The 23,884-nt window shown below is 40.7% G+C and carries 23 protein-coding genes and 1 riboswitch; of the genes, 14 read left to right on the top strand and 9 right to left on the bottom strand.

The window, feature by feature from the left end:
- Position 1: 1 nt before the first annotated feature.
- The 11 genes from DDZ16_RS07115 (at position 2) to DDZ16_RS07065 (ending at position 11,514) form a co-directional block, all read left to right on the top strand.
- Entirely contained in the window at positions 2-154 is a 153-nt protein-coding gene (locus tag DDZ16_RS07115) for a DUF4295 domain-containing protein (protein WP_109263746.1), read from the top strand.
- Between the two features lie 411 nt (positions 155-565).
- A complete protein-coding gene (locus DDZ16_RS07110) occupies positions 566-2,608 on the top strand; it encodes a TonB-dependent receptor (RefSeq protein WP_109263745.1) in 2,043 nt (680 codons plus the stop codon).
- A gap of 288 nt (positions 2,609-2,896) precedes the next feature.
- Positions 2,897-3,190, top strand: a complete 294-nt coding sequence (locus DDZ16_RS07105; RefSeq protein WP_109263744.1) for a hypothetical protein — start codon at positions 2,897-2,899, stop codon at positions 3,188-3,190.
- A gap of 9 nt (positions 3,191-3,199) precedes the next feature.
- Entirely contained in the window at positions 3,200-3,490 is a 291-nt protein-coding gene (locus DDZ16_RS07100) for a cell division protein ZapA (RefSeq protein WP_109263743.1), read from the top strand.
- A 19-nt stretch (positions 3,491-3,509) separates the two neighbouring features.
- Positions 3,510-5,153, top strand: coding sequence for a ribonuclease Y (rny, locus tag DDZ16_RS07095; RefSeq protein WP_232526583.1), 1,644 nt, complete (start codon positions 3,510-3,512; stop codon positions 5,151-5,153).
- 160 nt (positions 5,154-5,313) lie between these two features.
- Positions 5,314-6,318: an SDR family oxidoreductase gene (locus DDZ16_RS07090; RefSeq protein WP_109263742.1), complete on the top strand. Its 1,005-nt coding sequence runs from the start codon at positions 5,314-5,316 to the stop codon at positions 6,316-6,318.
- A 91-nt stretch (positions 6,319-6,409) separates the two neighbouring features.
- Positions 6,410-7,525 (top strand): GDP-mannose 4,6-dehydratase, encoded by a 1,116-nt coding sequence (gene gmd / locus DDZ16_RS07085; protein ID WP_109263741.1) that lies wholly within the window; start codon positions 6,410-6,412, stop codon positions 7,523-7,525.
- Positions 7,525-8,610 carry a GDP-L-fucose synthase family protein gene (locus DDZ16_RS07080; protein WP_109263740.1) on the top strand — a complete coding sequence of 362 codons (1,086 nt, stop codon included), beginning with the start codon at positions 7,525-7,527 and terminating at the stop codon, positions 8,608-8,610. Before gmd ends, DDZ16_RS07080 begins: the two co-directional genes overlap by 1 nt.
- 76 nt (positions 8,611-8,686) lie before the next feature.
- Positions 8,687-9,121 (top strand): DUF4625 domain-containing protein, encoded by a 435-nt coding sequence (locus DDZ16_RS07075; RefSeq protein WP_232526582.1) that lies wholly within the window; start codon positions 8,687-8,689, stop codon positions 9,119-9,121.
- Between the two features lie 108 nt (positions 9,122-9,229).
- The gene (locus DDZ16_RS07070; RefSeq protein ID WP_109263738.1) at positions 9,230-10,408 is read left to right on the top strand and encodes a MalY/PatB family protein; all 1,179 of its coding nucleotides are present in this window, start codon (positions 9,230-9,232) and stop codon (positions 10,406-10,408) included.
- Positions 10,405-11,514 carry a glycerate kinase family protein gene (locus DDZ16_RS07065; protein ID WP_109263737.1) on the top strand — a complete coding sequence of 370 codons (1,110 nt, stop codon included), beginning with the start codon at positions 10,405-10,407 and terminating at the stop codon, positions 11,512-11,514. Before DDZ16_RS07070 ends, DDZ16_RS07065 begins: the two co-directional genes overlap by 4 nt.
- Here DDZ16_RS07065 and DDZ16_RS07060 read toward each other — a convergent pair.
- The gene (locus tag DDZ16_RS07060) at positions 11,497-12,387 is read right to left on the bottom strand and encodes a DMT family transporter (protein ID WP_109263736.1); all 891 of its coding nucleotides are present in this window, start codon (positions 12,385-12,387) and stop codon (positions 11,497-11,499) included. The genes DDZ16_RS07065 and DDZ16_RS07060 overlap by 18 nt on opposite strands.
- 110 nt (positions 12,388-12,497) lie before the next feature.
- Here DDZ16_RS07060 and DDZ16_RS07055 point away from each other — a divergent pair, with 110 nt between their 5' ends.
- Positions 12,498-13,115, top strand: coding sequence for an energy transducer TonB (locus DDZ16_RS07055; protein WP_109263735.1), 618 nt, complete (start codon positions 12,498-12,500; stop codon positions 13,113-13,115).
- A gap of 186 nt (positions 13,116-13,301) precedes the next feature.
- On the opposite strand, the gene DDZ16_RS07050 is transcribed toward DDZ16_RS07055, so the two are convergent.
- The 8 genes from DDZ16_RS07050 to DDZ16_RS07015 form a co-directional block, all read right to left on the bottom strand.
- The gene (locus DDZ16_RS07050; protein WP_109263734.1) at positions 13,302-13,742 is read right to left on the bottom strand and encodes a cupredoxin domain-containing protein; all 441 of its coding nucleotides are present in this window, start codon (positions 13,740-13,742) and stop codon (positions 13,302-13,304) included.
- A 98-nt stretch (positions 13,743-13,840) separates the two neighbouring features.
- A complete protein-coding gene (locus DDZ16_RS07045) occupies positions 13,841-14,521 on the bottom strand; it encodes a TenA family protein (RefSeq protein WP_109263854.1) in 681 nt (226 codons plus the stop codon).
- Between the two features lies 1 nt (position 14,522).
- Entirely contained in the window at positions 14,523-15,332 is an 810-nt protein-coding gene (gene thiD, locus DDZ16_RS07040) for a bifunctional hydroxymethylpyrimidine kinase/phosphomethylpyrimidine kinase (RefSeq protein ID WP_109263733.1), read from the bottom strand.
- A 14-nt stretch (positions 15,333-15,346) separates the two neighbouring features.
- Positions 15,347-15,988: a thiamine phosphate synthase gene (gene thiE / locus DDZ16_RS07035; RefSeq protein WP_109263732.1), complete on the bottom strand. Its 642-nt coding sequence runs from the start codon at positions 15,986-15,988 to the stop codon at positions 15,347-15,349.
- Entirely contained in the window at positions 15,985-16,779 is a 795-nt protein-coding gene (thiM, locus tag DDZ16_RS07030; RefSeq protein WP_109263731.1) for a hydroxyethylthiazole kinase, read from the bottom strand. The genes thiE and thiM overlap by 4 nt, the downstream gene beginning before the upstream one ends.
- A gap of 403 nt (positions 16,780-17,182) precedes the next feature.
- Positions 17,183-17,275, bottom strand: a riboswitch (TPP riboswitch).
- Positions 17,276-17,324: 49 nt separating this feature from the next.
- Positions 17,325-19,295 (bottom strand): dipeptidyl-peptidase 3 family protein, encoded by a 1,971-nt coding sequence (locus DDZ16_RS07025; protein WP_109263730.1) that lies wholly within the window; start codon positions 19,293-19,295, stop codon positions 17,325-17,327.
- A 202-nt stretch (positions 19,296-19,497) separates the two neighbouring features.
- Entirely contained in the window at positions 19,498-19,905 is a 408-nt protein-coding gene (locus DDZ16_RS07020) for an acyl-CoA thioesterase (RefSeq protein ID WP_109263729.1), read from the bottom strand.
- A gap of 6 nt (positions 19,906-19,911) precedes the next feature.
- The gene (locus DDZ16_RS07015; protein ID WP_109263728.1) at positions 19,912-20,721 is read right to left on the bottom strand and encodes an SDR family oxidoreductase; all 810 of its coding nucleotides are present in this window, start codon (positions 20,719-20,721) and stop codon (positions 19,912-19,914) included.
- Positions 20,722-21,022: 301 nt separating this feature from the next.
- Between DDZ16_RS07015 and DDZ16_RS07010 the strand changes: the two genes are divergently transcribed.
- Complete coding sequence (locus tag DDZ16_RS07010) at positions 21,023-23,185, top strand: TonB-dependent receptor (RefSeq protein ID WP_232526581.1); 2,163 nt, start codon at positions 21,023-21,025, stop codon at positions 23,183-23,185.
- A gap of 26 nt (positions 23,186-23,211) precedes the next feature.
- Positions 23,212-23,847, top strand: a complete 636-nt coding sequence (locus tag DDZ16_RS07005; RefSeq protein WP_109263727.1) for a tetratricopeptide repeat protein — start codon at positions 23,212-23,214, stop codon at positions 23,845-23,847.
- Positions 23,848-23,884 lie beyond the last annotated feature (37 nt).

The following is a 23,884-nucleotide window of genomic DNA, read 5'->3' as shown; positions in this document are numbered from 1 at the left end:
CATGGCTAAGAAATCAGTAGCATCGTTACAGAAAGGTGCAGGAAAAGGACATACCAAAGTTATTAAAATGGTTAAGTCCTCTAAGACAGGTTCATACTCTTTCCAGGAAGATGTGATACCTAACGATATGGTGAAAGACTACTTTAAGAAGTAATTTCCTGTCCTCACATTAAGTGAGAGAAACAATATAGCCCTCTTCGGTTTTCCGGAGAGGGTTTTTGTTTTTATATCTAACCTGAATAATTCATAAATAAACTATTGCGATGCTCAACTACCTGCGAACTACAATCGTACTCAATAAAATTGATTTGATAATAAATCATTATTTCCTTCATCAATTTTATCTGCGGTTGATTGTATTTCTTGTTATTTGAACATCTCATTAACGAATATTCATGAATTAATCAGGCTAGGGGGTTTTGAGGTTTTATTTGTGATGCTTAATTGGTCAAAAACGGGTTGTGCTTTATTGTTCCTTCGTTGAGAAATAATACCTTTTTCAACCTGTCAGGTTGGCCTGTATTCCTTATCTTTGCAGCGTTTTTTTAATCTAATATTTTTAATCATGAACATTAAAAAGTATTTTTTAATCTCAAAAACGCTGGTCTTCAAACGCTGGCAACATCAAAATTACTCTGTTTTTAATACTTTGCATCGCCATGTGAAAATTGGCATGCTGGGCTTGGCTTATTTTACCTGTCTGGGGTATATGAACACTTTTGCCCAAACTGATACAGCTTCTATTGCTAACAAAATTCGTCTTGCTGAAGTGCAGGTCACAGCCCACAGGGCACCTTCGCTGTATTCCGAGGTGGGACGTTTGATTACGGTGGTTCCCAGGAGTGAGATAGAAGCTTTACCGGTTCAGAGTGTTCAGGGACTGCTAAAGTACATGATGAATGTCGATGTGCGAGAGAGAGGTCCTTTGGGCGTTCAGGCAGATCTTAGTTTGCGCGGTGGATCTTTTGATCAGGTAATGGTTTTATTGAATGGTGTGAATATCACCGACCCTCAGACTGGTCACCATAACCTAAACCTGCCTGTAGATCTTAATAGCATTGATCGAATCGAAATTATTGAAGGCCCTGCTTCGAGGGTGCATGGTCCAAATGCTTTCAGCGGAGCCATCAATATTATTACCGGAACTTTAAAGAACAACAAAGTGTCGGTAAATACTATGGCTGGAGAGAATGGCCTTTATAATGTTGGAGCCACACTAAATCACAACATTGGAAAAACCACCAGTTATCTCTCAGCTAGTAAGGGAGGTAGCGATGGCTACATAGATAATACAGACTTCGATGTATTAAATCTCTTCTATCAGCTTCGTTATATAAAGGAGCACGAAAGCCTGAATTTCCAGACTGGTTATACCAATAAAGCTTTTGGGGCCAATTCTTTCTATACTGCCACTTATCCCAACCAATTTGAACAAACCCGTACCTTCTTTTCCTCTCTTGGTTTCGAAACCGGAAAAACCATTCAATTAAAGCCTAATGTTTACTGGCGTCGTCACCACGACAGATTTGAGCTGTTCAGAAACAGTGAAAATGCTGCCGGCTGGTATGGAGGCCACAATTATCATATGACTGATGTGTTTGGGGGAAACATCAATGCAACAATCCCCTGGAAACTGGGTAAGACATCCGTCGGTGGTGAAGTGCGTTCCGAAAATATTTGGAGTAATAATATTGGAATCGATATGGATGAGCCACTGGATGTTCCGGGGGAATCTGGAAAGCAATTTACTAAAAGCTACCATCGCTCTAATACCTCCTTGTTTTTGGAGCATAACCTTAAAATAGGCAATCTTTCAGTTTCAGGAGGGGTTATGGCTAACTTTAACTCAGGGCTGGATTATCATTTAAATTGGTTTCCCGGGGTAGATGTGAGTTATTGGATTTCACCACGCTTAAAATGGATGGCAAGTTATAATCAGTCATTGAGAATGCCAACATTTACCGATTTGTTTTATGATGGTCCCACTAATGTAGGAAATCCGGATCTTGAACCTGAGGAGGCCTCAACGATCGAGTCGGGAGTCAAGTATGTAAGCAAAGTTGTTTCAGGTCATATTAATGGTTTTTACCGGAAAGGAGAAAACTTAATTGACTGGGGGCGCCAAACCGGAGAAGAGGAATATACTACTTCAAATGTAAATGAAATTAATGCTTATGGTATTGAAGTGAGTACAACTGTCTTTCCTAAGAAACTTGGAGTGCCTTTAATTGAAAAATTAGACTTGAATTATGCCTGGCTGGATCAGGATAAAAATCCCGAAGAAGGCTATGAATCAGTTTATGTTCTAAATCACCTAAAGCATAAATTTAATTTAGGGGTTCAGCACGATATTGTAAAAAATATCTCCGCTCGCTGGAATTTTCTTTTTCAGGATCGCGTAGGTTCGTTTACCAGGTCATCAGACGATGCTTTGATAGAATACAAACCAGTTTGGCTTACCGATTTGAGAATAACCTGGCATAGCCATTCATGGAGGGTCTTTGCAGAAGCCACCAATTTGTTTGACAAGAAGTATTACGATATGGGAGAACTCGAGAGACCGGGCAGATGGATAAAAGCCGGCGTTCAATTCTCGGTTGGTTATTAGAAAAATTATTATTCAATATATTTGAGGGGGCGGAGTGGCATTTAGTGAAAATGCCGCTTCGCCCTTATTTTATTTATATAATTAAACATTTTTTCCTCTTGGATTTTGGGTAATATTGAAACAATGTTAATTTTGTAATGAATTATCCATAAAACCGAAAGAAAATAATATTAAAGAAAAGGTTTAAGTGGGAGTAATAAGGGGCTTGATTATATGTATTTATATATCTTTTTTTCTTGATATTTAATGAATTAATTAAGCTAATTGTTACTAAAGAACAATTGAGCAATGGTTGATCCAAACAAAGAGTTGGTTGTTGAATTAAGTAATCGGGTTGATCGATTGGTTGAGTTGTACCGTAATACAAAACGGGAAAACGAGATGCTTAAAAATGAAGTATCGCAACTTACCAGTCAGTTGAAGGAGGCGGTTAATTCAAAGGCCGAAATTGAGCAGCAACTGGGGCACACTAAAATAGCAAAAGTTCTGGAGAGTGGCCCCGAAGATGTTCAGCAAACCAAAACAAGGATCAATCAGATTGTGCGGGAAATAGATAAGTGCATTGCGCTATTAAATCGTTAAGTACATTAAATGGATGACAAGCTTTCCATAAGAGTAAATGTGGCAGACCGGTATTATCCGCTGCGTGTTGACAGGGATGATGAAGAAAAAATCAGGAAGGCTGCACGTCTGATTAATGAGAAAGTTTTACAGTATAAACAGCGGTATCACGACAAAGATGTTCAGGACTTTTTGGCTATGGCTTCTTTGCAGTATGTTATTAAGATGTTGGACCTTGAAAACAAACATGATTATTCGCCTATTGTAGATGCCGTAAAGGACTTAAACGATAAATTAGAAGCAATCCTGACCGAAGAGTAAACAATTTTATATATTAAAGTTGCCCGCACTTTTTCCTGAAAATACTTTATTGCCTGGCAATAAGGTGTCTAATGATTCAGGACGAGGTTGCGGTTTTTTTGTACCATTTGTTAAATATGAAGTGATGGAAATAATGGAGATAGTAATAGCAATTGTTGCTTTTCTCGCTGGTGGCGGAGCAGCCTGGGTGCTTATACACAAAGCACTTGGTTCCCGTTCAAGGAAAATAATCAGTGAAGCTGAAGCAGAGGCTGAAGTTATCAAGAAGGATAAGATACTTCAGGCTAAGGAAAAATTTTTACAGCTCAAAGCTGAGCACGAAAAGGAAATAAATGCCCGAAATTCTAAAATTGTTGCTGCAGAGAATAAACTGAAGCAAAAAGAATCTGCCTTTTCCCAGAAAATGGAGGAATTCCAGAGAAAGAGAAAGGAAAATGAAGCCATTCGGGAGAATCTTGATCAGCAGTTGGAGTTGGTTGAGAAAAAGAGTGAAGATCTGGATCGCACGCATAAGAGGCAGGTTGAACAATTAGAAGCTATTTCGGGGATGTCAGCCGAGGAAGCCAGGGAAATGTTGGTGGAATCGCTTAAAGCGGAAGCCAAGACCGAGGCAATGTCATACATCAATGACATTATGGATGAAGCTCGCATCAATGCCAATAAAGAGTCAAAACGTATTGTTCTTCAGACTATTCAGCGTACGGCTACTGAAACTGCCATTGAAAATTCAGTGACCATATTCCATATCGATTCTGATGAGATCAAGGGTCGTATTATTGGTCGTGAAGGGCGTAATATCAGGGCATTGGAGGCTGCTACAGGTGTAGAAATCATTGTTGATGATACGCCGGAAGCAATTGTTTTGTCCGGATTTGATCCCATGCGCAGAGAGGTAGCTCGTTTGGCACTTCACCAGCTGGTCACTGACGGGCGTATTCACCCAGCGCGAATTGAAGAGGTTGTGAATAAGGTACGTAAGCAAGTTGAAGAGGAAATGATTGAGAATGGAAAGCGTACTGCTATTGACCTTGGAGTTCATGGTTTACACCCCGAACTGATTAAGTTGATAGGTAAAATGAAGTACCGCTCTTCATATGGTCAGAACTTGCTTCAGCACAGCCGGGAAACAGCCAATCTGTGCGCAATAATGGCTTCAGAGCTTGGGCTTAACGCCAAACGCGCCAAGCGAGCCGGCCTGTTGCATGATATAGGAAAAGTGAGTGACGAAGATCCTGATTTGCCACACGCTATTTTGGGAATGAAACTCGCGGAAAAATACAAAGAAAAGCCCGATATTTGTAATGCTATTGGAGCTCACCATGATGAAGTTGAAATGACCAGCATGATATCACCGGTTATTCAGGTATGTGATGCCATTTCGGGAGCTCGTCCGGGAGCACGGAGAGAAGTTGTTGAAGCTTATATTAAACGTCTGAAGGATCTTGAAACATTGGCATTATCATATCCCGGAGTCTTGAAGACTTACGCCATTCAGGCAGGCCGTGAACTTAGAGTTATTGTTGGAAGCGAGAAAGTTAGTGATCATGAGGCTGATCAGCTTTCTTCTGATATCGCCCAAAAAATTCAAACGGAAATGACCTACCCGGGGCAGGTCAAAATAACGGTAATCAGAGAAACAAGGGCTATTAATTATGCCAAGTAAAATGATACTTAGGTCAAAAAAAGCGGCAATTGCCGCTTTTTTTTTGCAATTTTATGGGAGTTGATTAATCAAAATGGTTCTTTTCATGTTAGTTATGTTCCAGGGGGATAGCAAACCCTTTTGGTTTTTCCGAATTTGAATAATTGAAAGTTGTAACACTATGGGTATTATTACTAACAAAAAAGTCCTGGTAACCGGAGGTGCCGGTTTTATTGGGTCTAATATCATCGAAAAGCTGCTTCAGCAAAATAACGAAGTAACCTGCCTGGATAATTTTTCTACCGGCAAACGTGAAAATATTTCCGGATTTCTCAATCATCCCGGCTTTATACTGATTGAAGGGGACATTCGCAATCTTGACGAATGTCGCACAGCAGTTAAAGACAAAGAGATAGTCCTTCATCAGGCAGCATTGGGGTCTGTTCCGCGTTCAATCAATGATCCCATAACCTCTAATGATGTTAATGTGGGAGGATTTTTAAACATGCTTGTTGCTGCCCGGGATGAAGGAGTGAAGCGTTTGGTATATGCAGCGAGTTCTTCAACTTATGGAGATAGCGAGGTGATGCCTAAAGTTGAAGATAAAATAGGCAAACCTCTTTCGCCTTATGCCATTACTAAGTATGTGGATGAACTTTATGCTGATGTGTTCAGTAAACTGTATGATATGGAGTTGGTTGGACTCCGGTATTTCAATGTTTTTGGGCCCCGCCAGGATCCCAACGGGGCTTATGCAGCAGTGATTCCAAAGTTTGTAAGTTCCCTTATTGCAAGAGAATCGCCTTTGGTAAACGGAGATGGTTCATTCTCCAGAGATTTTACATACGTAAAAAATGTGGTTCAGGCCAATGAATTAGCTGCCATGGTGGAAGATTCCAAAGCGGTAAATACTGTTTACAATGTAGCTTGTGGCGAAAGAACATCTTTAAATGAGTTAGTCGGTCATCTTAAAAACCTGTTAAGTCAATACGATCAGGCTATAGAGAAGGTTGAAATTAAATATGGCCCTGAAAGAAAGGGAGATGTTCCACACTCATTGGCTTCTGTTGAAAAAGGAGAAAAACTTTTGGGATATAATCCTACATATAAGGTTGGAGATGGATTAAAAGAAGCCATTCACTGGTATTGGACTAATTTATCCGTTGCTGCCGGTTCAAATTCATAGCTTATCAGCTTAGGTTTTATTGAAAGCACCCCATTTTATTTTAATTTTGTAATTGTTTTTTGATAATATATTCACTTAACCAAAACATATTATGGCAAAAGTTGCTCTTATAACCGGGATTACCGGTCAGGATGGAGCCTATTTATCAGAGTTTCTTCTGAAGAAAGGTTATATAGTACATGGTATAAAACGACGCAGTTCTTTGTTTAACACTGAGCGTATTGACCATCTTTATCAGGATCCACACGTTGAACACCGCAATTTCTTTCTGCATTATGGAGATTTAACGGATTCAACCAATTTGATCCGGATAATTCAGGAAGTACAACCGGATGAAATTTACAACCTTGCAGCGATGTCCCATGTTCAGGTTAGTTTTGATACACCGGAATATACTGCCAACGCCGATGGAGTTGGAACATTGAGGATTTTAGAAGCCATAAGGCTTTTAGGAATGACAAAAAAAACACGCTTCTATCAGGCATCAACCAGTGAACTATATGGTCTGGTGCAGGAAGTTCCGCAATCCGAAAAGACGCCTTTTTATCCACGGTCACCCTATGCCGTTGCAAAGCTTTATGGATATTGGATAACCGTGAATTACCGTGAAGCTTATGACATGTATGCCTGTAACGGGATACTTTTTAATCACGAATCACCCATCCGGGGAGAAACTTTTGTGACCCGGAAAATCACACGCGCTGTTGCCCGTATTGCACTTGGATTGCAGGATAAAGTCTATTTGGGTAACATGTCAGCCAAGCGTGATTGGGGGCATGCCAAAGATTATGTGAAAGCTATGTATTTGATGCTTCAGCAGGATAAGCCGGAAGATTTTGTGGTTGCAACAGGAGTTACGACAGAGGTACGTGAGTTTGTTAAACTTGCATTTTCAGAGGCAGGTATTGAAATAGAATTCAAAGGAGAAGGAGTTGATGAAAAGGGTTATGTGGTAGCTTGCAAGAATCCTGAATATCAGCTTAAAAAAGATAAATGTGTGGTAGAGGTGGATCCCAGGTATTTCCGTCCCACAGAAGTGGATTTGTTAATTGGTGATCCTGCCAAGGCTCAGGAAAAGTTAGGCTGGAAACCAGAGTACGACCTCCAGGGCCTGGTGAAAGATATGATGGTCAGCGATCTGAAGTTGATGAAGCGTGATAAATACCTGAACGAAGGTGGATACCAAACACTGAACTATTTCGAATAATGGAATTAAACAGCAAAATTTTCGTGGCCGGCCACAACGGGTTAGTGGGATCTGCCATTGTCCGTGAATTGAAAGCCCTGGGGTACAATAATCTCATACTCCGGTCTCGCAAGGAGCTTGATTTACTTGATCAGAAAGCTGTAGAGGCCTTTTTTGAAAAAGAGAAACCGGAATTTGTATTTTTGGCTGCTGCAAAAGTTGGGGGGATTATGGCCAATAATACTTACCGGGCTGAATTTATCTATCAGAATATCCAAATTCAAAATAACATCATTCACTTTTCATGGAAATCGGATGTGAAAAAACTCTTGTTTTTGGGAAGTTCATGTATTTATCCTAAGAACTGTCCTCAGCCCATGAAGGAAGAGCATTTGCTTACTGATGTTCTTGAGTACACCAATGAACCATATGCAATTGCCAAGATTGCCGGTATGAAGATGACTGAATCATATAACCTTCAATATAGAACCAATTTTATTTCCGTAATGCCAACCAATCTTTATGGTCCTAATGATAATTATAATTTAATGGGATCACATGTTTTGCCGGCATTGATTAGGAAGATGCATTTGGCCAAAATGTTAAAATCAAATGATCTGGAAGGTGTGCGAAACGATTTCAGGAAAAGACCCGTAGAAGGAGTGAATCCTGAAGGATCAGAGAAGTACCTGATAGATAAAATGGAAATTTTTGGTATCTTTAAGGCCGGGAATAACGTTGAATTGCAGTTATGGGGAACCGGATCCCCCCGTAGGGAGTTCCTTCATTCATCGGACCTTGCCAGAGCTTGCGTTTATTTAATGAATGAGGTTGATTTTAACGACATCGTAGAAGAAAGAGGTCTTAAAGAAGTTCGGAATTCTCATATTAATATTGGAGTAGGAGAAGATTTGGCGATATCCGAGCTGGCAGAAATGGTTAAGTCTGTAACTGGTTTTGACGGCAATATTGCCTGGGATGATTCTAAGCCGGATGGTACTTTTCAAAAGTTATTGGATGTTTCCCGGCTCAATAATCTTGGCTTTAAAGCTTCTTTTGATTTGGAAGAAGGAATAAATGAAGTTTATGAAGAATATAAATTATAGTTTTTTTAAAATTGTTGGTTGTATGAAATCTTTTAAATTAAATCTTTTTTTACTTTCATTTGTAATCGTTGCATCAATGTCGCTGGTTGCATGTGGAGGAGACGATGGAGACGATAATGGAAACGATACCCCACCCGAGGATACTACTGATCCTGTAATTTCTCTAACATCGCCAACGACTGGTGATTCCTTTGCGAGGGAAACCGGTGTCATTCTAATAAATGGAACGATTTCTGATGATCAGGGGCTGGAAACGTGCAAGGTATCTGTTGCCTATTCACAAAAAAGCGCATCTTCAGAGCTTAAAAGTATTGATGATCCCGTGCCCTTTGATCGTGGACCCGTTGAATATAGCGATATTTCGGGAAAAGAATATTCCTTTACTGATGAAGATCCTTTTGGATTTGTAACTTACGATGCAACTCTTGGAGAGTATGTTTTTACAATAACTGTAGAAGATACTTCGGGGAATACTGCAACAGAAGATATTACGATTAATATTACTGAATAGTATTACATTACCCTGAAAAAAGTAGCAGGGAATCAAAATTTTTTAAGACATCCGGACTTCTTTGTTTGGGTGTCTTTTTTTATTTTGTGAATTAAAACAATCAGTTTTATGGATTTTGACAGGAAGATAGATCGATCGGGAACCAATGCTTTAAAATATGAATTCAGGAAACGGGTTTTTGGAACCGGTGATGTCATTCCGCTTTGGGTGGCAGATATGGATTTTGCGGTTCCCCCGGAGGTATCGGAAGCTATTCAAAAACGTGCCGAACATCCCATATTTGGTTACACCGCTCGCGATGAAAAGTTTTATCAAGCCATTCAGCAATGGCAAAAGAACCAACATGACTGGGATGTTCCGATAGACTGGCTGGAATATATGCCCGGAGTGGTACCTACGCTGATACTGGCCATTCAGGCCTTTTCAAATCCCGGGGATAAGGTTGTTATTCAACCTCCTGTTTATCCGCCGTTTTTTGACGTTATTAAAGATCACGGCCGGGTAATTGAAGGAAATCCCCTTGTCAATACTCCTGAAGGGTATCGTTTGGATTTTGATCACCTTCAAAAAGTAACAGCCAAGCCCAGTGTGAAAATGCTTCTGCTTTGTCATCCCCATAATCCTGTAGGACGTGTTTGGACCCGAGATGAACTTGTTAAGCTGGGAGAAATATGCTTAAAGAATAACGTGCTGGTTGTTTCGGATGAAATTCATGCAGATCTTGTGCACAAAGGTCATAAACATATTCCATTTGCGTCATTGAGGGAGGATTTTGCGGCCAATTCTGTTACCTGTATGGCTCCGAGTAAAACTTTTAATATTGCCGGGTTAAACACTTCCTACATCGTAACCCCTGATGATAAGATTCGAAAAGCGATGCAAAAGCAATTGCAGGCCTATCATTTATTTACAGGAAATATGTTTGGCGCAGAGGCACTGAAAGCTGCTTATACCTTAGGTCAATCATGGCTGAATGAATTGCTGGATTACATCCAGGGTAACATAGATTATGTGATGGAGTTTGCAGCACAAAATATGCCCGAAGTAAAAATTCACAAACCAGAGGCCACTTACCTTATGTGGCTTGATTTTTCTGCCTGGGGATTGTCGGATGCCAAACTTCGCAAATTTATTATTGAACAAGCCGGTATAGGCCTCAATTACGGCCCTACTTTTGGCAAAGAGCAAGGGGCTAATTTTCATCGTCTGAATGTGGCTTCCCCATATAAAGTGATTGAGGAAGCCATGGATCGATTATTGGAAGCCCGTAATACCATCGCAAAATGAAAATTCTGGTAGCACCGGACTCTTTTAAAGGGAGCATCTCTTCAATAGATGCTGCTAAGGCCATAAAAAAAGGGCTTAATAATCAGGATAAAACCTTATTCTGTGACCTGTTTCCTTTATCTGATGGAGGAGAGGGAACGCTTTCAACCATTCAAACATTCTGGAAGGGTGATTTGATAAAAGAAACTGTTATTGATGCCTTGGGAAGTTCCGTCTCAGCCGTTAGGGGAAGCTATAATGACGGAAAAGTTTCAGTAATTGAACTGGCTCAGGCCTCTGGCTTGGGAAGATTATCAGAGAAATTACCTTTAGAGGCTTCAACCTACGGAACGGGTTTGCAAATAAAGAATGCTCTGGAAACAGGCGCAGAGGAGATTATTCTGACATTAGGCGGTAGTGCCACTGTTGATGGTGGGGCGGGGCTTTTTTCTGCACTGAGAGTCCGTTTATTGGATGAAAATGGTTATGACATTCTTCAGGGCAGCAATCCTTTATGTGTGTTCAAACAATTGGACTTTAGTGGATTGTCGGATCGGTTTTCGAGGGTGAAATGGACCATTCTGGCTGATGTTGATAATCCTGTTTTTGGCAGGAATGGGGGAATCAGGACTTACGGACCTCAGAAAGGCTTGTCTGAAAAGCAGATTGTGGAACTGGAGCAAAAGATGCGGGAGTGGGTCAATATTTTAACGGGTCAATCTGACCCGGAAATTGTAAAAATTCCGGGAAGCGGGGCAGCAGGTGCTGCAGCCCTGCCTTTTTTGGCAAAGGGAAATGCACTGGTGGAAAATGGTTTCGACTGGATCAGTAAAACCTTTGGTCTTGAAAAGCTGATTGATGATTGTGATGTGGTGATAACAGGGGAGGGAAGACTGGATTATCAAACAGCGATGGGGAAAGGACCCGGAAAACTAGCTTCTTTGGCCAGGCAAAAAGGAAAAAAGACAATTGCAGTTGTGGGGCGTCAGGAAATTGAAACAGATCTATTTGATCATGTTGTGTCGCTTCAGCAGTTTTCCAATGATGCTTCAACTTTAATGGCACGTCCGGCTCTATTCCTGGAAAAAGCAGGAGGAGATTTAGTGAAACTACTTAACTCTTTTTAAGCGGGTCATTTTTCTGCTCATTACCGGAAATAAAAAGACAGCCGCAAGAATGATCACCGTTCCCAGATAAAAACCACCTGACATCAACTCAGATTCCCCAAAGAAAAGAAATGCCAGTAAGATTCCGTAGATAGGTTCTAAATTTATGGTAAGAACCACGGTATAAGCCGACAGAACATCCATTACTTTTACACTGGCAGCAAAAGCATAGGCCGTGCAAAGAACACCAAGTAAGGCCAGGTAAAACCAATCACTCAGCAGCGGGACCTGAAGGCCTTGATCAAAAGTTCCGTTTACAACCATGAACAGGGTTATGCCCAGAAAACCGCCTCCCATTTCATAAAAACTTATTACCAAAGGCCGATGTCTGGCTATCATCATTTTATTTAAGACGGTAAACAGGCCGGCCAAAAAAGCTGATATCAGGGCAGTTGCAATACCGGCGATGTAGTTTGGCTCAAACTGGAAAATAAGATACAATCCAGTTATTATCAGAAATCCGGTTATCACCTCAAGCCATACGAGAGGCCTGCGAACAAGTGCCGGCTCAAGCAGACTTGTGAACAGGGTGGTGGATGCCAGACATCCAAGGGTTACCGAAATAGTACTGATTTTGATGGCATGAAAAAAGGTGATCCAGTGAAAAGCGACTACAAAGCCTATTCCTGTCAATTTCCAGAAAACAGGCCAGTTTACTCTTAGTGTTTTCCCTCTGATTTGTAAAATAATACCAAGAGCTAAAAATGCAATAAGCATTCTGTACCATACCAGCTGAATGGCATCCAGAGTAATGAGTTTGCCCAATATAGCAGTAAAGCCATATATGAACACGACCAGGTGCATTTTTAGGAGATTCTTGGTAGTAACTTGCATTATTCTGATTTTCGGCAAAAATGAAAGTTTTCATTAGCAAAGACAATGATCTTTCCCATGTTATGGTATAATTATTGTTATTATAGTCTTAAATGTAAATCCTTTCCACCATGAAAAATTTAAGTTTTTATCTATTAACGGTTCTTTTTCTCGGATTATCATCTTTGGCCTTTGCCCAGGATATAACGGTAAATTCCGATGTTGATCGTGCTCCCAAATTTAAAGGGAAACCATCCAATCCGGAAAAATTCCTTGATAAATATATGAACTATCCGGAAGAGGCTCGTCTGGATATTATTGAAGGCGTTGTTAATGTATCCTTCATGGTTACCAATGATGGAAAGTTGATGGAGCCGCAAATTGAAAAAAGTGTGGATCCTCTTTTAGATAGCGAAGCTTTGCGCCTGGTTAGCCTTATGCAGGAATGGAAGCCGGCCAAAAAAGGTGGCGAATTTGTTGATGCCAGAGTTTCTTTATCTGTTCCATTTGAGCTTTCCCGTGAAGAAAAAGAATTTTTTCAATTGCTTAAAAATAAGGGGCTGAAAGATAAGATGCCACTTTTTGTTATTGATGATAAAATTGTAAAAGAGTACATCCGTTTGCCCCAGTACAATGTGAAATCAATACGTGTAATGAAGGGACAAAAAGCCATCGATCGCTTTGGTCCTGAGGCAAAAAACGGGGTTGTCATTGTCACAACTAAAAGGGGAACTCCACCCGTCAAATAAAGTATTAATTAGTGTCGGTCCATAAAGTACCATTTGTGTCGTTATGCTTGCTCCCCAAATACTCATCCCGAAGCATTCGGGACTCCGTTTTTGGGAGCTTCGCTCCCGAAGCCTCGGGATTGCAATTGGCACTTTCTGAACAGACACATGACTAAAAACAAACTTTGCTTAATTTATAGACGGGCACTAATTAAACAGATAAACTTTTCTTTCCTGACCATCAGGAATCCCAATGATGTTGTTGATGTAATCCTGAAGATTAACCAATGCGGCTCTTTTTACATAACCTTCGCCATAAGGCATGCATACTCCCCAGGCTCCTGATTGGCGACAATTCTCCCAATCTTTAACCAATACTGCGGTGTGGTTTTCTACCACAATAATAGCATTGGTATATTCCATCGCTTTGTCGAAAGTTTTACTTACGTTATCACCGGTAAGAGCAAGGGTAGTGTCAGCTTGCTCTGTTGCCAGCTCATCCAATGTGATAATTGGGTTGTGCTCATTAACGTCCACATTCTGGAAGGAGACAATCTCGCCAAAGAATGACTTTACGGTTTCAGTGTTGGTTTGGGCTCCGGATACTACTGAAACGCTCAGGAACAGGGTCAAAAAAATTTTCTTCATAATAATGTAATTTGTTTAGATTAATACAATTCAGGTATAAATTTAAACAATTATGATTGTTTTGTCATGTATTTCAGGTATCAATCCGACTTTTTGATTTAATAATTTGATTGCGCAAGGGCTTCGTCAAAAAAATCAAGCTCATAAGCAATGCTATGGCCAAATACTCTAAGCATTTCCTGCCTTTCTGTTTTGTTGGTTCCTGCCATCTCGCACTCCAGAATATTTATAAATTTTGACACATATTCTCCATAAACATCATCGGCATATGTGTCAAGCCATGGTTGATAAGGATTATTAATTATTGAGGATTGACGGATATTCAGGCCTGTTTCGCGATATACCCAAAAGCATGGCAGAAGAGCGGCTGCCGAAATCGCAGATGATTCATTTAGAGCTGTATTTAAAAGAAAGGAAGTGTAATTGCAACAAGCCTTTGACATCTTCTTTGCAGGTTCAATTTTAAATGCAGGCATTAAGTTTTGGTGAAGAGCTCGCTCAATTTCCAGACCATCTTTTGCCATATGCAGAAAAAAAGAAAACGATTCACGGGTTTTTGATTTGCCGGCAGTAATGGCAAAGGCTCTGGCATCTTGTTCGATGTATAAAGCATCTTGCTGCAGATAATGCTTGAAAGACTCCACAGGCAAGGAGCCATTAGATAATCCCCGGCAGAAGGGATGATTAAAGATTCTTTCAATGAGTGCCTCATTCTCATTCCATAATTGTGCGGTAAATGGTCCGGCGGGCGGTGTATTTAGCTGAAGTAGGGTTTTCATATTAATTCCACCAGTTATGAAAATGATGAACCGGCCCGTGTCCATGACCAATTTGGTAATCCCGTCCGGCTTTAATGGCTTGGTCAATGTACTCTTTACCTTGTTTTACGGCTGTTTGTAAATTTTTGCCTTTTGATAAATGAGCAGCTATGGCAGAAGAGAGAGTACAGCCGGTTCCATGGGTATTTAGAGTTTTGATCCGGTGTGATGGTAAACGAATGATTTCCTCTTTTTCAGCATCGTAAAAAACATCTACAAGTTCATCTTCGGTGAGATGACCCGCTTTGAGCAAAACGGAAACGTTTTGATTAAAGGACAGTTGCTTTGCCACCTCGGGAAGGTCTAACTGGGAATGAATTTCACGACCGAGCAGAATGGAAGCTTCCGGGATATTTGGGGTGATGATAGCGGCCAGGGGCAGTAATTCGTTCTTTAAAGCGGCAATGGCTTCGTCCTGTAATAATTTATCTCCCGAAGTTGCTGCCATAACGGGGTCAATCACAAGGTTTTTGATATTGTATTCCTTAATTTTTTCAGCTACCAGATTTATGACTTCAGATGAATGAAGCATGCCAATCTTTACCGCATCTGCTCCAATATCACTTAGAACTGCATCCAATTGCTTATCAATTGTTGAAATCTGTACGGGGTAAATATCGGAAACCCCTTGCGTGTTTTGAGCGGTGATAGCAGTAATTACTGACATTCCGTAGCATCCACAGGCCGAGAATGTTTTTAGATCGGCCTGAATGCCTGCTCCGCCACCGCTGTCGCTTCCGGCAATGGTGAGGGTTGTATTGTATTTTTTCATATTAACGTTTCATTTTAAGAAATAGAATTTGTCCTCATTATCTCAGACAACTCTTTGGCTGCTGATGCTGGGTCAGTGGCTGAACAGATGGCTGAAACCACTGAAATGCCATTTACACCGGTAAGAATTACATCTGCTGCATTGGTTGGATTAATGCCACCAATGGCGACAGATGGATGGCGGGAAAGCTTGGCTATCTGTGTAGTTCCCCCGAGCCCCAGGCCATGTTCCAGATCGCGTTTTGTGGGAGTGGTGAAAACCGGACTGATACCTATATAATCAATATCAGCATTATTGGCATCTTCGATCTGAGCCTCATTTTCAATAGAGAGACCAATGAGTTTGTCAGGTCCTAATAGTTTACGAGCCATTTTCCAGTGCATATCGCTCTGTCCCAGATGCACGCCATCGGCGTCAATGGCCATTGCAACATCGACACGGTCATTTATTATCAGGGGGATTTTTGCCTGTTTTAGCAGTGATTTTATCTCTAAAGCTTCCCCTATGAATTGCCGGGTGGAGGCGGTTTTTTCTCTTAACTGTACCATGGTGATTCCACCTTTGATGGCTTCTCCTATCACTTCGTTTAGAGGTCTTTCCAGTGATAAGTCCCTGTCAGTAACCAAATACAGGCTCAAATCGAAATGGGGCCTCATAACTTTAAGTGTTTAGAAATGTCTTCACTATTCATATTGTAAAGCGCATCTAAAAAATGCATCTGAAATGATCCCGGACCCTGAGCTTTGGGCGTAACAATTTCGCCGGCTACAGCCATTATGCCCATAGCACAGGCAGCCGCTTCAAGTTGATTTTCGCACACTGCAGCCATGGCTCCTGTAAGGGTGCTGGCAGTACACCCCATGCCTGTTACCTTTGGCATCAGAGGGATATGGTTTTTTATCCTGATGACCTTATTTCCATCAGTAATGTAATCTTTAGGGCCACTAATGCTAACTACGGCACCTGTTTCAAGGCTCAGAGTTTTGGCCATTTCCAGAGCATCATCAGAAGATTGTGTACTGTCAACTCCTTTTGTTTGAACTTCACTACTGATTAGTGCCATTACCTCAGACGCATTGCCACGGATAATGGTTGGTTGGCAGTGCTTAATTATTTGGTGGCAGGTTTCTGTGCGAAAAGAAGTGGCACCAGCACCCACAGGGTCCAGTATAATTGGGATGCCTCTTTCTGAGGCTTTTTTGCCGGCAATTAACATGCCTTCCACCCATTCTTCGCTCAGAGTGCCTATATTCAGTACCAAGGCTGAGGCAATACCAGCCATGTCTTCCATTTCACGGGGGGCATGAGCCATTACCGGACTGGCCCCGATGCTTAACAATGCGTTGGCTGTTGAATTCATCACCACGTAATTAGTGATGTTATGCACCAGAGGGGCTTGATCTTTGAGCTTCCTGAGGTTATCGCTAACGGTTTGTGCTGTAATCATATCAAATTGGTTTTGGTTCAGAGAATTTTAATTTCTTCAATCTCACAATGGTAATAGTCTGTTAAATTTTTGCAATTAGCTTTGAATCAATTGTTTGCAGTGTTACAGTTTCTGGTGTTAATATTCAGATTATCAATTAGTTACGAGCTGTCTTGAATCTAATATCTAAAAATCTAACGATCTGTTGAATGGTTAATTATCAGTTAATTTGAAGGGCTGGTTCTAAGTATTTCATTAAGTTGATCTTCTTCATTTCAAATCTAATAGGTTCTGATATACCTTATAAGGTTAAGAATTATATGTTTCTTTTTTGCCTAATGTGTTTAATATATATTTCTGGACACAAAAAAAGCTGCTTTGCTAATGGCAAAACAGCTTCAATGGATATTGTATTTGATCAGATGTCATTGAAAGACTGTTTCCCTACGCTGTTATTAAACATTTCAGGTGTAAGGGTGTATTCTCAGCCCCCAAAGGAGCACCCCTAACAGTTACCATACAAATTTAAATAATCTGTATCGAATTCAAAATAAATATTTCTTTTATCAAGGATAAGTTGGGAGCCATGAATGATCCTTTGAATAGCGCATCATTTGCTCGGCATATCCTTCGGAGTAATCGGGCACCACATCAATGATGTTGCCATGGTCATCTGTGGTTACATTATAACCAGGGTTGAGGAAGCCGCTGTACGGCGCCAGGTTCAGTTTTTGATATCGTTCCAGAACTTCCTTATGCAAGTCATATTCAATTTTTACGCCGTAATTCTCAACCAGTTTTTTAGCGGTTTCAAAATCACCTTCTGATTTGACCCGCTGAATTTCTGCCAGTAACTCAGCAAAGATATCTCTTAATGCCTGATAATCATTAATGGTGAAAAAAGTCTTCCCGTCTTTCGTTTTCCGTTCGATGACATTACTTGGTTTCCCTTTCTCCATAGCCCATGAAGATATTAACTGACGATTTCGCATGTGGGCCTGCTCAATTTTGTCTCCCAGCTTGATTCGGGTAATCTGCGTTAAAAGGCCATTGCGAATATAATTGTCATATTCAGCCTTAAAAGCTTCATTGTCGGGAAGGAGGTCAATTTCAATCAGCTTAGGATCAGCCATGTAGTACAGTGCAAATAAATCGGCTCTGGTTTCTTCAATGACTGCCCCGTACGCTTTGAGTTCATTTCCTGTTATGCCTTCAAGTAACTGGCCTGAGCCGTGGCCCAGACACTCATGAAGATCGGTATGCAAATTACCGGCAAGAAATCCATATTTGTTATGACGATCAATTTCTTCCTGACTGTAACAGAATTCTTTTAGAAAACCAGTGCCTTTGGCGGCTTGATTGTAGGCATAGGTAATGTTTTCGATAGTAACCGATTTGGAACCATATTCTTTTCTGAGCCAATCGGCGTTCGGCAGGTTGATCCCTATTGGGGTATGCGGATAGCAGTCGCCGCCAAGCATAGCTACATTAATCACCTTTGCCGAAACTCCTTTTACTTTCTTCTTTTTGTGTAGAGGATTGGTAGGGGAATTGTCTTCGAACCACTGGGCGTTTTTACTAATGATTTCGGTTCGATGAGTGGCTTCCAGGTTTTTAAAATTCACCACACTTTCCCAACTTGCTTTCAATCCTAGAGGATCGCCATAGGTTTCAATAAAACCATTGATGAAATCAATCCGTGACTCCTGATCCTGGAGCCATTCAATATTGTAAGCATCGAAAGTACTGAGGTCTCCTGTCTTATAAAAGGCAATCAGTAAGGATATTACCTTTCGTTGTTGCTCGTTTTCTGCAACCATTGATGCTTTTTCAAGCCAATTAACAATCTTTTCTATGGCTTCTGAATAAAGCCCCCCAATTTTCCAGATCTTTTCTGATATTTGCCCGTTGTCTTTTTCAAGGCGAGTGTTCAATCCGTGAGAAACAGGTGCTTTATCATCAGCATTTTTCAGAGAATTGTAATACTCCTCAGCCTCTTGTTGTGTAACACCTTCATAGTAGTTGTTGGCCGAAGTAGTGATCAGATCTTCACCTTCGGCCTGGTTGACCTGTTGGGCATCTATATTTGGGTCAAAAATAACCGGCGTCAGCCTCATAATCAGATCTTCTTTTGTTTCTCCTGATTGCAATGGTAGCAATTCTTCATCAAGAGAAGCCAAAGTTTTCTTGAAAAACTCCTGCGTAAAACCAGGTTCAATTTTGGCTGTGGAATAGTGATGATGAATGCCATTTGAAAACCAAACCCGTTTGAGATAAATTTCTAATTCTTTAAACTGGTCATTAGAGCGATCTTCTGTATAGTGTTCATAAATGGCTTCAAGAGTGCGACGAATAGCCAGATTGTGCTTGTAATTCTGGTCGAAAAGAATATCACGTCCTTCTATGGCTGCCTGTGAAAGGTAAAAAACCAATTTTTTTTGATCCAGCGTTAATTCTTCAAAATCCGAAACGGCATATCGAAGAATTCTCAAATCTGCAAACTGTTCTACAACGTACTGAAATGTATTGTTATTCATAAATAATCTGATGTTTTGACATGAATTGACTTCCGAATAATAACAAACTATTTGGCATTTTGCCTGAAGGACTCTCAAGAATGTGATGAAGAGTCATTTATACAAAAGCAGTTATTGGTTTTAATTGCTTGGTAATTAATTATTTGCGTTGTAATGAATCAGCGTTTAGCCCATTTTAACCTATGAGGTTTCCAATTGATTTTTATTGGAAAAAAGGTTCAATTATACTCTTAAGATACTGAGGAATTCTTGTTGGACGGCGGCTGTCAGCATTCATGAAAGCAAGGACTGTTTCTCCTGAAACCAGGAGTTCGCCCAACTCATTATAAATGTTGTACTTAAAACGGATACGGGAAGTCGGGTATTCATCCACATAGGTTTCGATGGTTATCTCGTTGTCATAAACCGCAGGCCGATGGTATTTTATGTGAAGTTCAGACAAGGGCAGCATTATTCCTTCCTTTTCAATCTTACTGTAAGGCAATCCAATTTCACGAAACATTTCAGTTCGACCAACTTCAAAATACGACGGATACACAGCATTGTTGACAATGCCCATTTGATCCGTTTCTCCGTACCGTACACGGATTTTTGTGGTATGTTTTAGCATGGTTTTTTACTTAAAGGGAGAATCCGGTTCTTTAGCCATATGGTTATACGATAGTTTCTCGATCAGGCTGGGCCACCATTTGCTGAGGAAAACAGTTAATTTTCCCTCTTTAAAGGTCAGTATCAATGTGCGTTTTCTTTTTTTGATGGCTTTGGCAATGTGGCGGGCCACTTCTTCGGCACTCATCATTTTATCTTCGGCACGGGGTGTTTCGCCTTGCTGAGAGCCATTTGCGGTAAGGGCTGATTTACGCACATTGGATGCAGTAAACCCCGGAGCTGCAATAAGCACATGAAGGCCTTTCTTTAAATTTTCGGTCCGTAAAGTTTGAAGAAAACCATGCATGGCAAATTTTGAAGCAGAGTATCCTGTTCGGCCGGGTAACCCAATAAAACCTGCTATGGAAGAAACCCCTACAACAGAACCTTTGGCTTCCAGAAGGTAAGGTAGTGCATACTTTGTACAATAAACAGCTCCCCAGAAATTGACGTCCATTAATTGTTTTAGAATATTAAGATCCAGATCTTTGAATAGAGCCCGCATTGAAATACCGGCATTGTTTACCAGGATATCTATTTTGCCAAACCGACTGACAGTTTGATCAGCAAGGTTTTTGCAGTCTTCTTCTTTGCTGACATCAGTAGGGGTGACCAAAACTTCATGGCCGGCATTGGTCAGTTCCTTCTCAATTTCCTGAAGTTTATCTGCGCTGCGTGCTGCCAGGGATAATTTTGCACCTCGTGAGGCAAACTCCCTGGCACAGGCCAGTCCTATTCCGGATGAAGCTCCGGTGATGATGATTACTTTATTTTTCATTGCAATTTATTTCAAAGTAGTTCGCTAATTTATTTTAAAGGAGTTGATTTTCAGGAGGTATGAATGAACCCGAAAATTACCTTTTTTTATATCTAAAAATCTCTAAATCTATATATCTAATGTACAGATATGCAAAAATGGTCTTTTTTGCCGAAAGAATAAAACCAGAAAGAACAATCCTCCCGTTTGTCTCCCATAATTCCCATTTGTCGTATCAATGTGACGGCTCATCCTATAAACTTTGCTAGCAGCGTCTTTTTAGATCAATTTTGTCGTGTATTCCAATTCAAATTGACTGAAAATGAAAATATCAAGTATTAGAACGGTTTTTCTGATTTTATCATCTGTATTGCTGATCGGGGGTGTTATAAAGGGGCAAACCATGGTAAGCGGTTGCGTTGCCGATAAACACACACAAGAGCCTTTGGTTGGAGCAAATATTATCATCAAAGGAACCTACGACGGAACCATAACCGGAGAGGATGGCTGTTTCACTCTTGAGGTAAATGAAAGAGATGAGTTTACAATTGTCGCCAGTTTCCTGGGTTATCAGTCCCAGGAGCATAACTTTTATACCGGTGAAGAAGAAATTGTTCTTAATATTTCTTTAAAAGAAAGCTCTCAAAGTTTGAATGCAGTGACCATAACTGCCGGAAGCTTTGAAGCAGGTGATAAGAAACGGGCTGCAGTAATGAGTCCGATGGATATTTACACCACTGCAGGATCGCTTGGCGATATAGGAGCCGCATTGAAAACATTGCCCGGAACACAGATTGCACCGGATGATGGCCGGTTGCTGGTAAGGGGAGGAGACGCTTCAGAGACCCGTGTTCTGATGGATGGTGTACTGGCGTCGAAGCCTTATTATTCAAAAGTTCCTGATTTGCCCACAAGGGGACGATTTGCCCCTTCTTTGTTCGAAGGGACCTTTTTTAGTACCGGTGGTTACTCAGCTGAATACGGGCAGGCTCTTTCTTCAGTTTTGGTGCTTGAGTCGCAAGGTGTTGCCTTTGACGAGTTAACGAGTATTTCGCTAATGAACATTGGCGGAGAGTTGTCCAATACCTGGGTAGGGGATGACCGATCATTCTCAGCAGGAGCAGGTTACTACAACTTCGGCCCATATAACTCCTTAGTTAAAAATAATATCAACTGGGATGATGATGTGGAATCATTTAACGGAAACCTCAACTTCCGTCAAAAAGGGGAAAACGGAGGTTTGTTTAAGTTTTTTGCATCTGGTGATTATGGCGGACAATCCTTTTGGGTTCCATCCGGCTCAGGTGATAAGCTAAAAATAGACGATGAGGGAGGAACTTTATATATCAACAGTACATATCATAATGCACTGTCAGAGAAAACAATTGTTAAGCTTGGTGGCTCTTACACATATGATGATCAGAGGATGGTGGCGGGTATGCACCATCAAAACACCCGGGAGGCTGTTTCTGAAGGAAAGCTAAAATTCATCACTCAGTTGAGTAATTCGTTTAAAATTACCTGGGGAGGTGCCTGGCAAAAAAGTGATTTTAATGAAGAATACCAACAAACGGGCGGGGAATTTACTTGGGAAACCAATTTTACGGATCATTTGACTTCAGCATTTGCCGAGTTAGAATGGAACTTAAATTCACGGATGGCCTTTCGTCCGGGCTTGAGATATGAATACTCTTCTCAAACGGAAGAACAGAAAATTTCTCCGAGAGCTGCCCTGGCAGTTAAAACTGGTGATAAAACTTCATTCTCCCTGGCTTGGGGTCATTTTTACCAAGCTGCCCAAACTGATTTTCTTAAATATAACCGGGACATTGAAATGCAGAAGGCAGAGCATTTCATTTTCGGCTTGCAAACTGGTGATTTAAGTTCCCGGCTGTTTAGAGCGGAGGTGTATCACAAGGAGTATGATCACCTTGTTACCGGGGAATACTGGTCTTTTGGAGAGTTTGTTCCCGAAACCAACAACGGGGAGGGATATGCCAATGGATTCGATCTCTTTTACCGCGATAAACAACTTATTAAAAAAACCGACTTCTGGATTTCCTATTCTTATATCGACTCCAAACGAAAATTTATGGATTATTCAGAAAAAGTGGTTCCTGAATTTATTTCGCCACATACGCTAAATGTTGTTGCCAAGCATTTTGTATTACCTATTCGAAGTCAGGTGGGAGTTACATGGTCATGGAATTCCGGCCGACCTTATCACATGCCCGGAGATGAAAATTTCATGTCCCGCACTGCTCCAAATTACAGTGATTTGGGTATGAATTTGAGTTATCTGACCAGCATTTTGGGAAATTATACAATAATTCATTTCAGCGTGTCAAATGTGCTTGAACGTGATCAGGTTTTAGGTTACCGGAGAGTACCCTTGGAGGAAGGTGAGAGCAAGGCTTCTCTTGTAACAATATCTCCTGATGTCAGGCAATTCATGTTTCTGGGAGTATTTATTTCAATTAATTAATCAAACAATTATTTAAAACTTTATTTATGAAAACCTTAGTGATTTCAATTTTAGTGTTTTTTGCAGCTGTTTCTCTTTCAGCAAAGAATTATGAAGAAACTATGAGGTTGACCATTTTAGAAATGTATAAATCTCATACCTCTGGAAAGCTTAATTCTCTTGCCGGCAAATTCTTCAGAATAGGTGAGTCGGAGCAAGATAAGTGGTTGCCCTACTATTATGCTGCTTATTCGTATGTTAGCATTACTTTTAATGTTGATGATTCTGATGAAATAGATGCGAGTCTCGATAAAGCTCAGGAAATGCTGGACAAAGCCATGGGTTTAGCGCCCAATGAGTCAGAGTTGTACGTGCTTCAGGGCTTACTTCATTCCATGCGAATAACAAGTCCCATGCGGGGCATGAAATACTCATCTCTCTCTCGGGAAGCACTTGAAAAAGCAACGAAACTGAATCCTAAAAATCCAAGAATTTGGTTTTGTAAAGCTCAAAATGTTTATCACACACCATCGATGTTTGGCGGAGGAGCCGAAAAAGCCCTCCCTTTGTTTGAAAAAGCAGACTGTCTGTTTGATTCATTCAAAGCACCAAACGCACTTTGGCCTTCATGGGGGGAGGAAAGCAATGAGGAACTTTTGGAAAAAATTAAGAAAGAATTATAGTCCTCTTCCTTAATATGCTTATTATTGTTAATCTCGT

Source organism: Marinilabilia rubra (genome assembly GCF_003121985.1).
Lineage (GTDB): Bacteria > Bacteroidota > Bacteroidia > Bacteroidales > Marinilabiliaceae > Marinilabilia > Marinilabilia rubra.
Note: the sequence above shows the minus strand (reverse complement) of the source record. Positions and strands in the feature narration are given on the sequence as shown.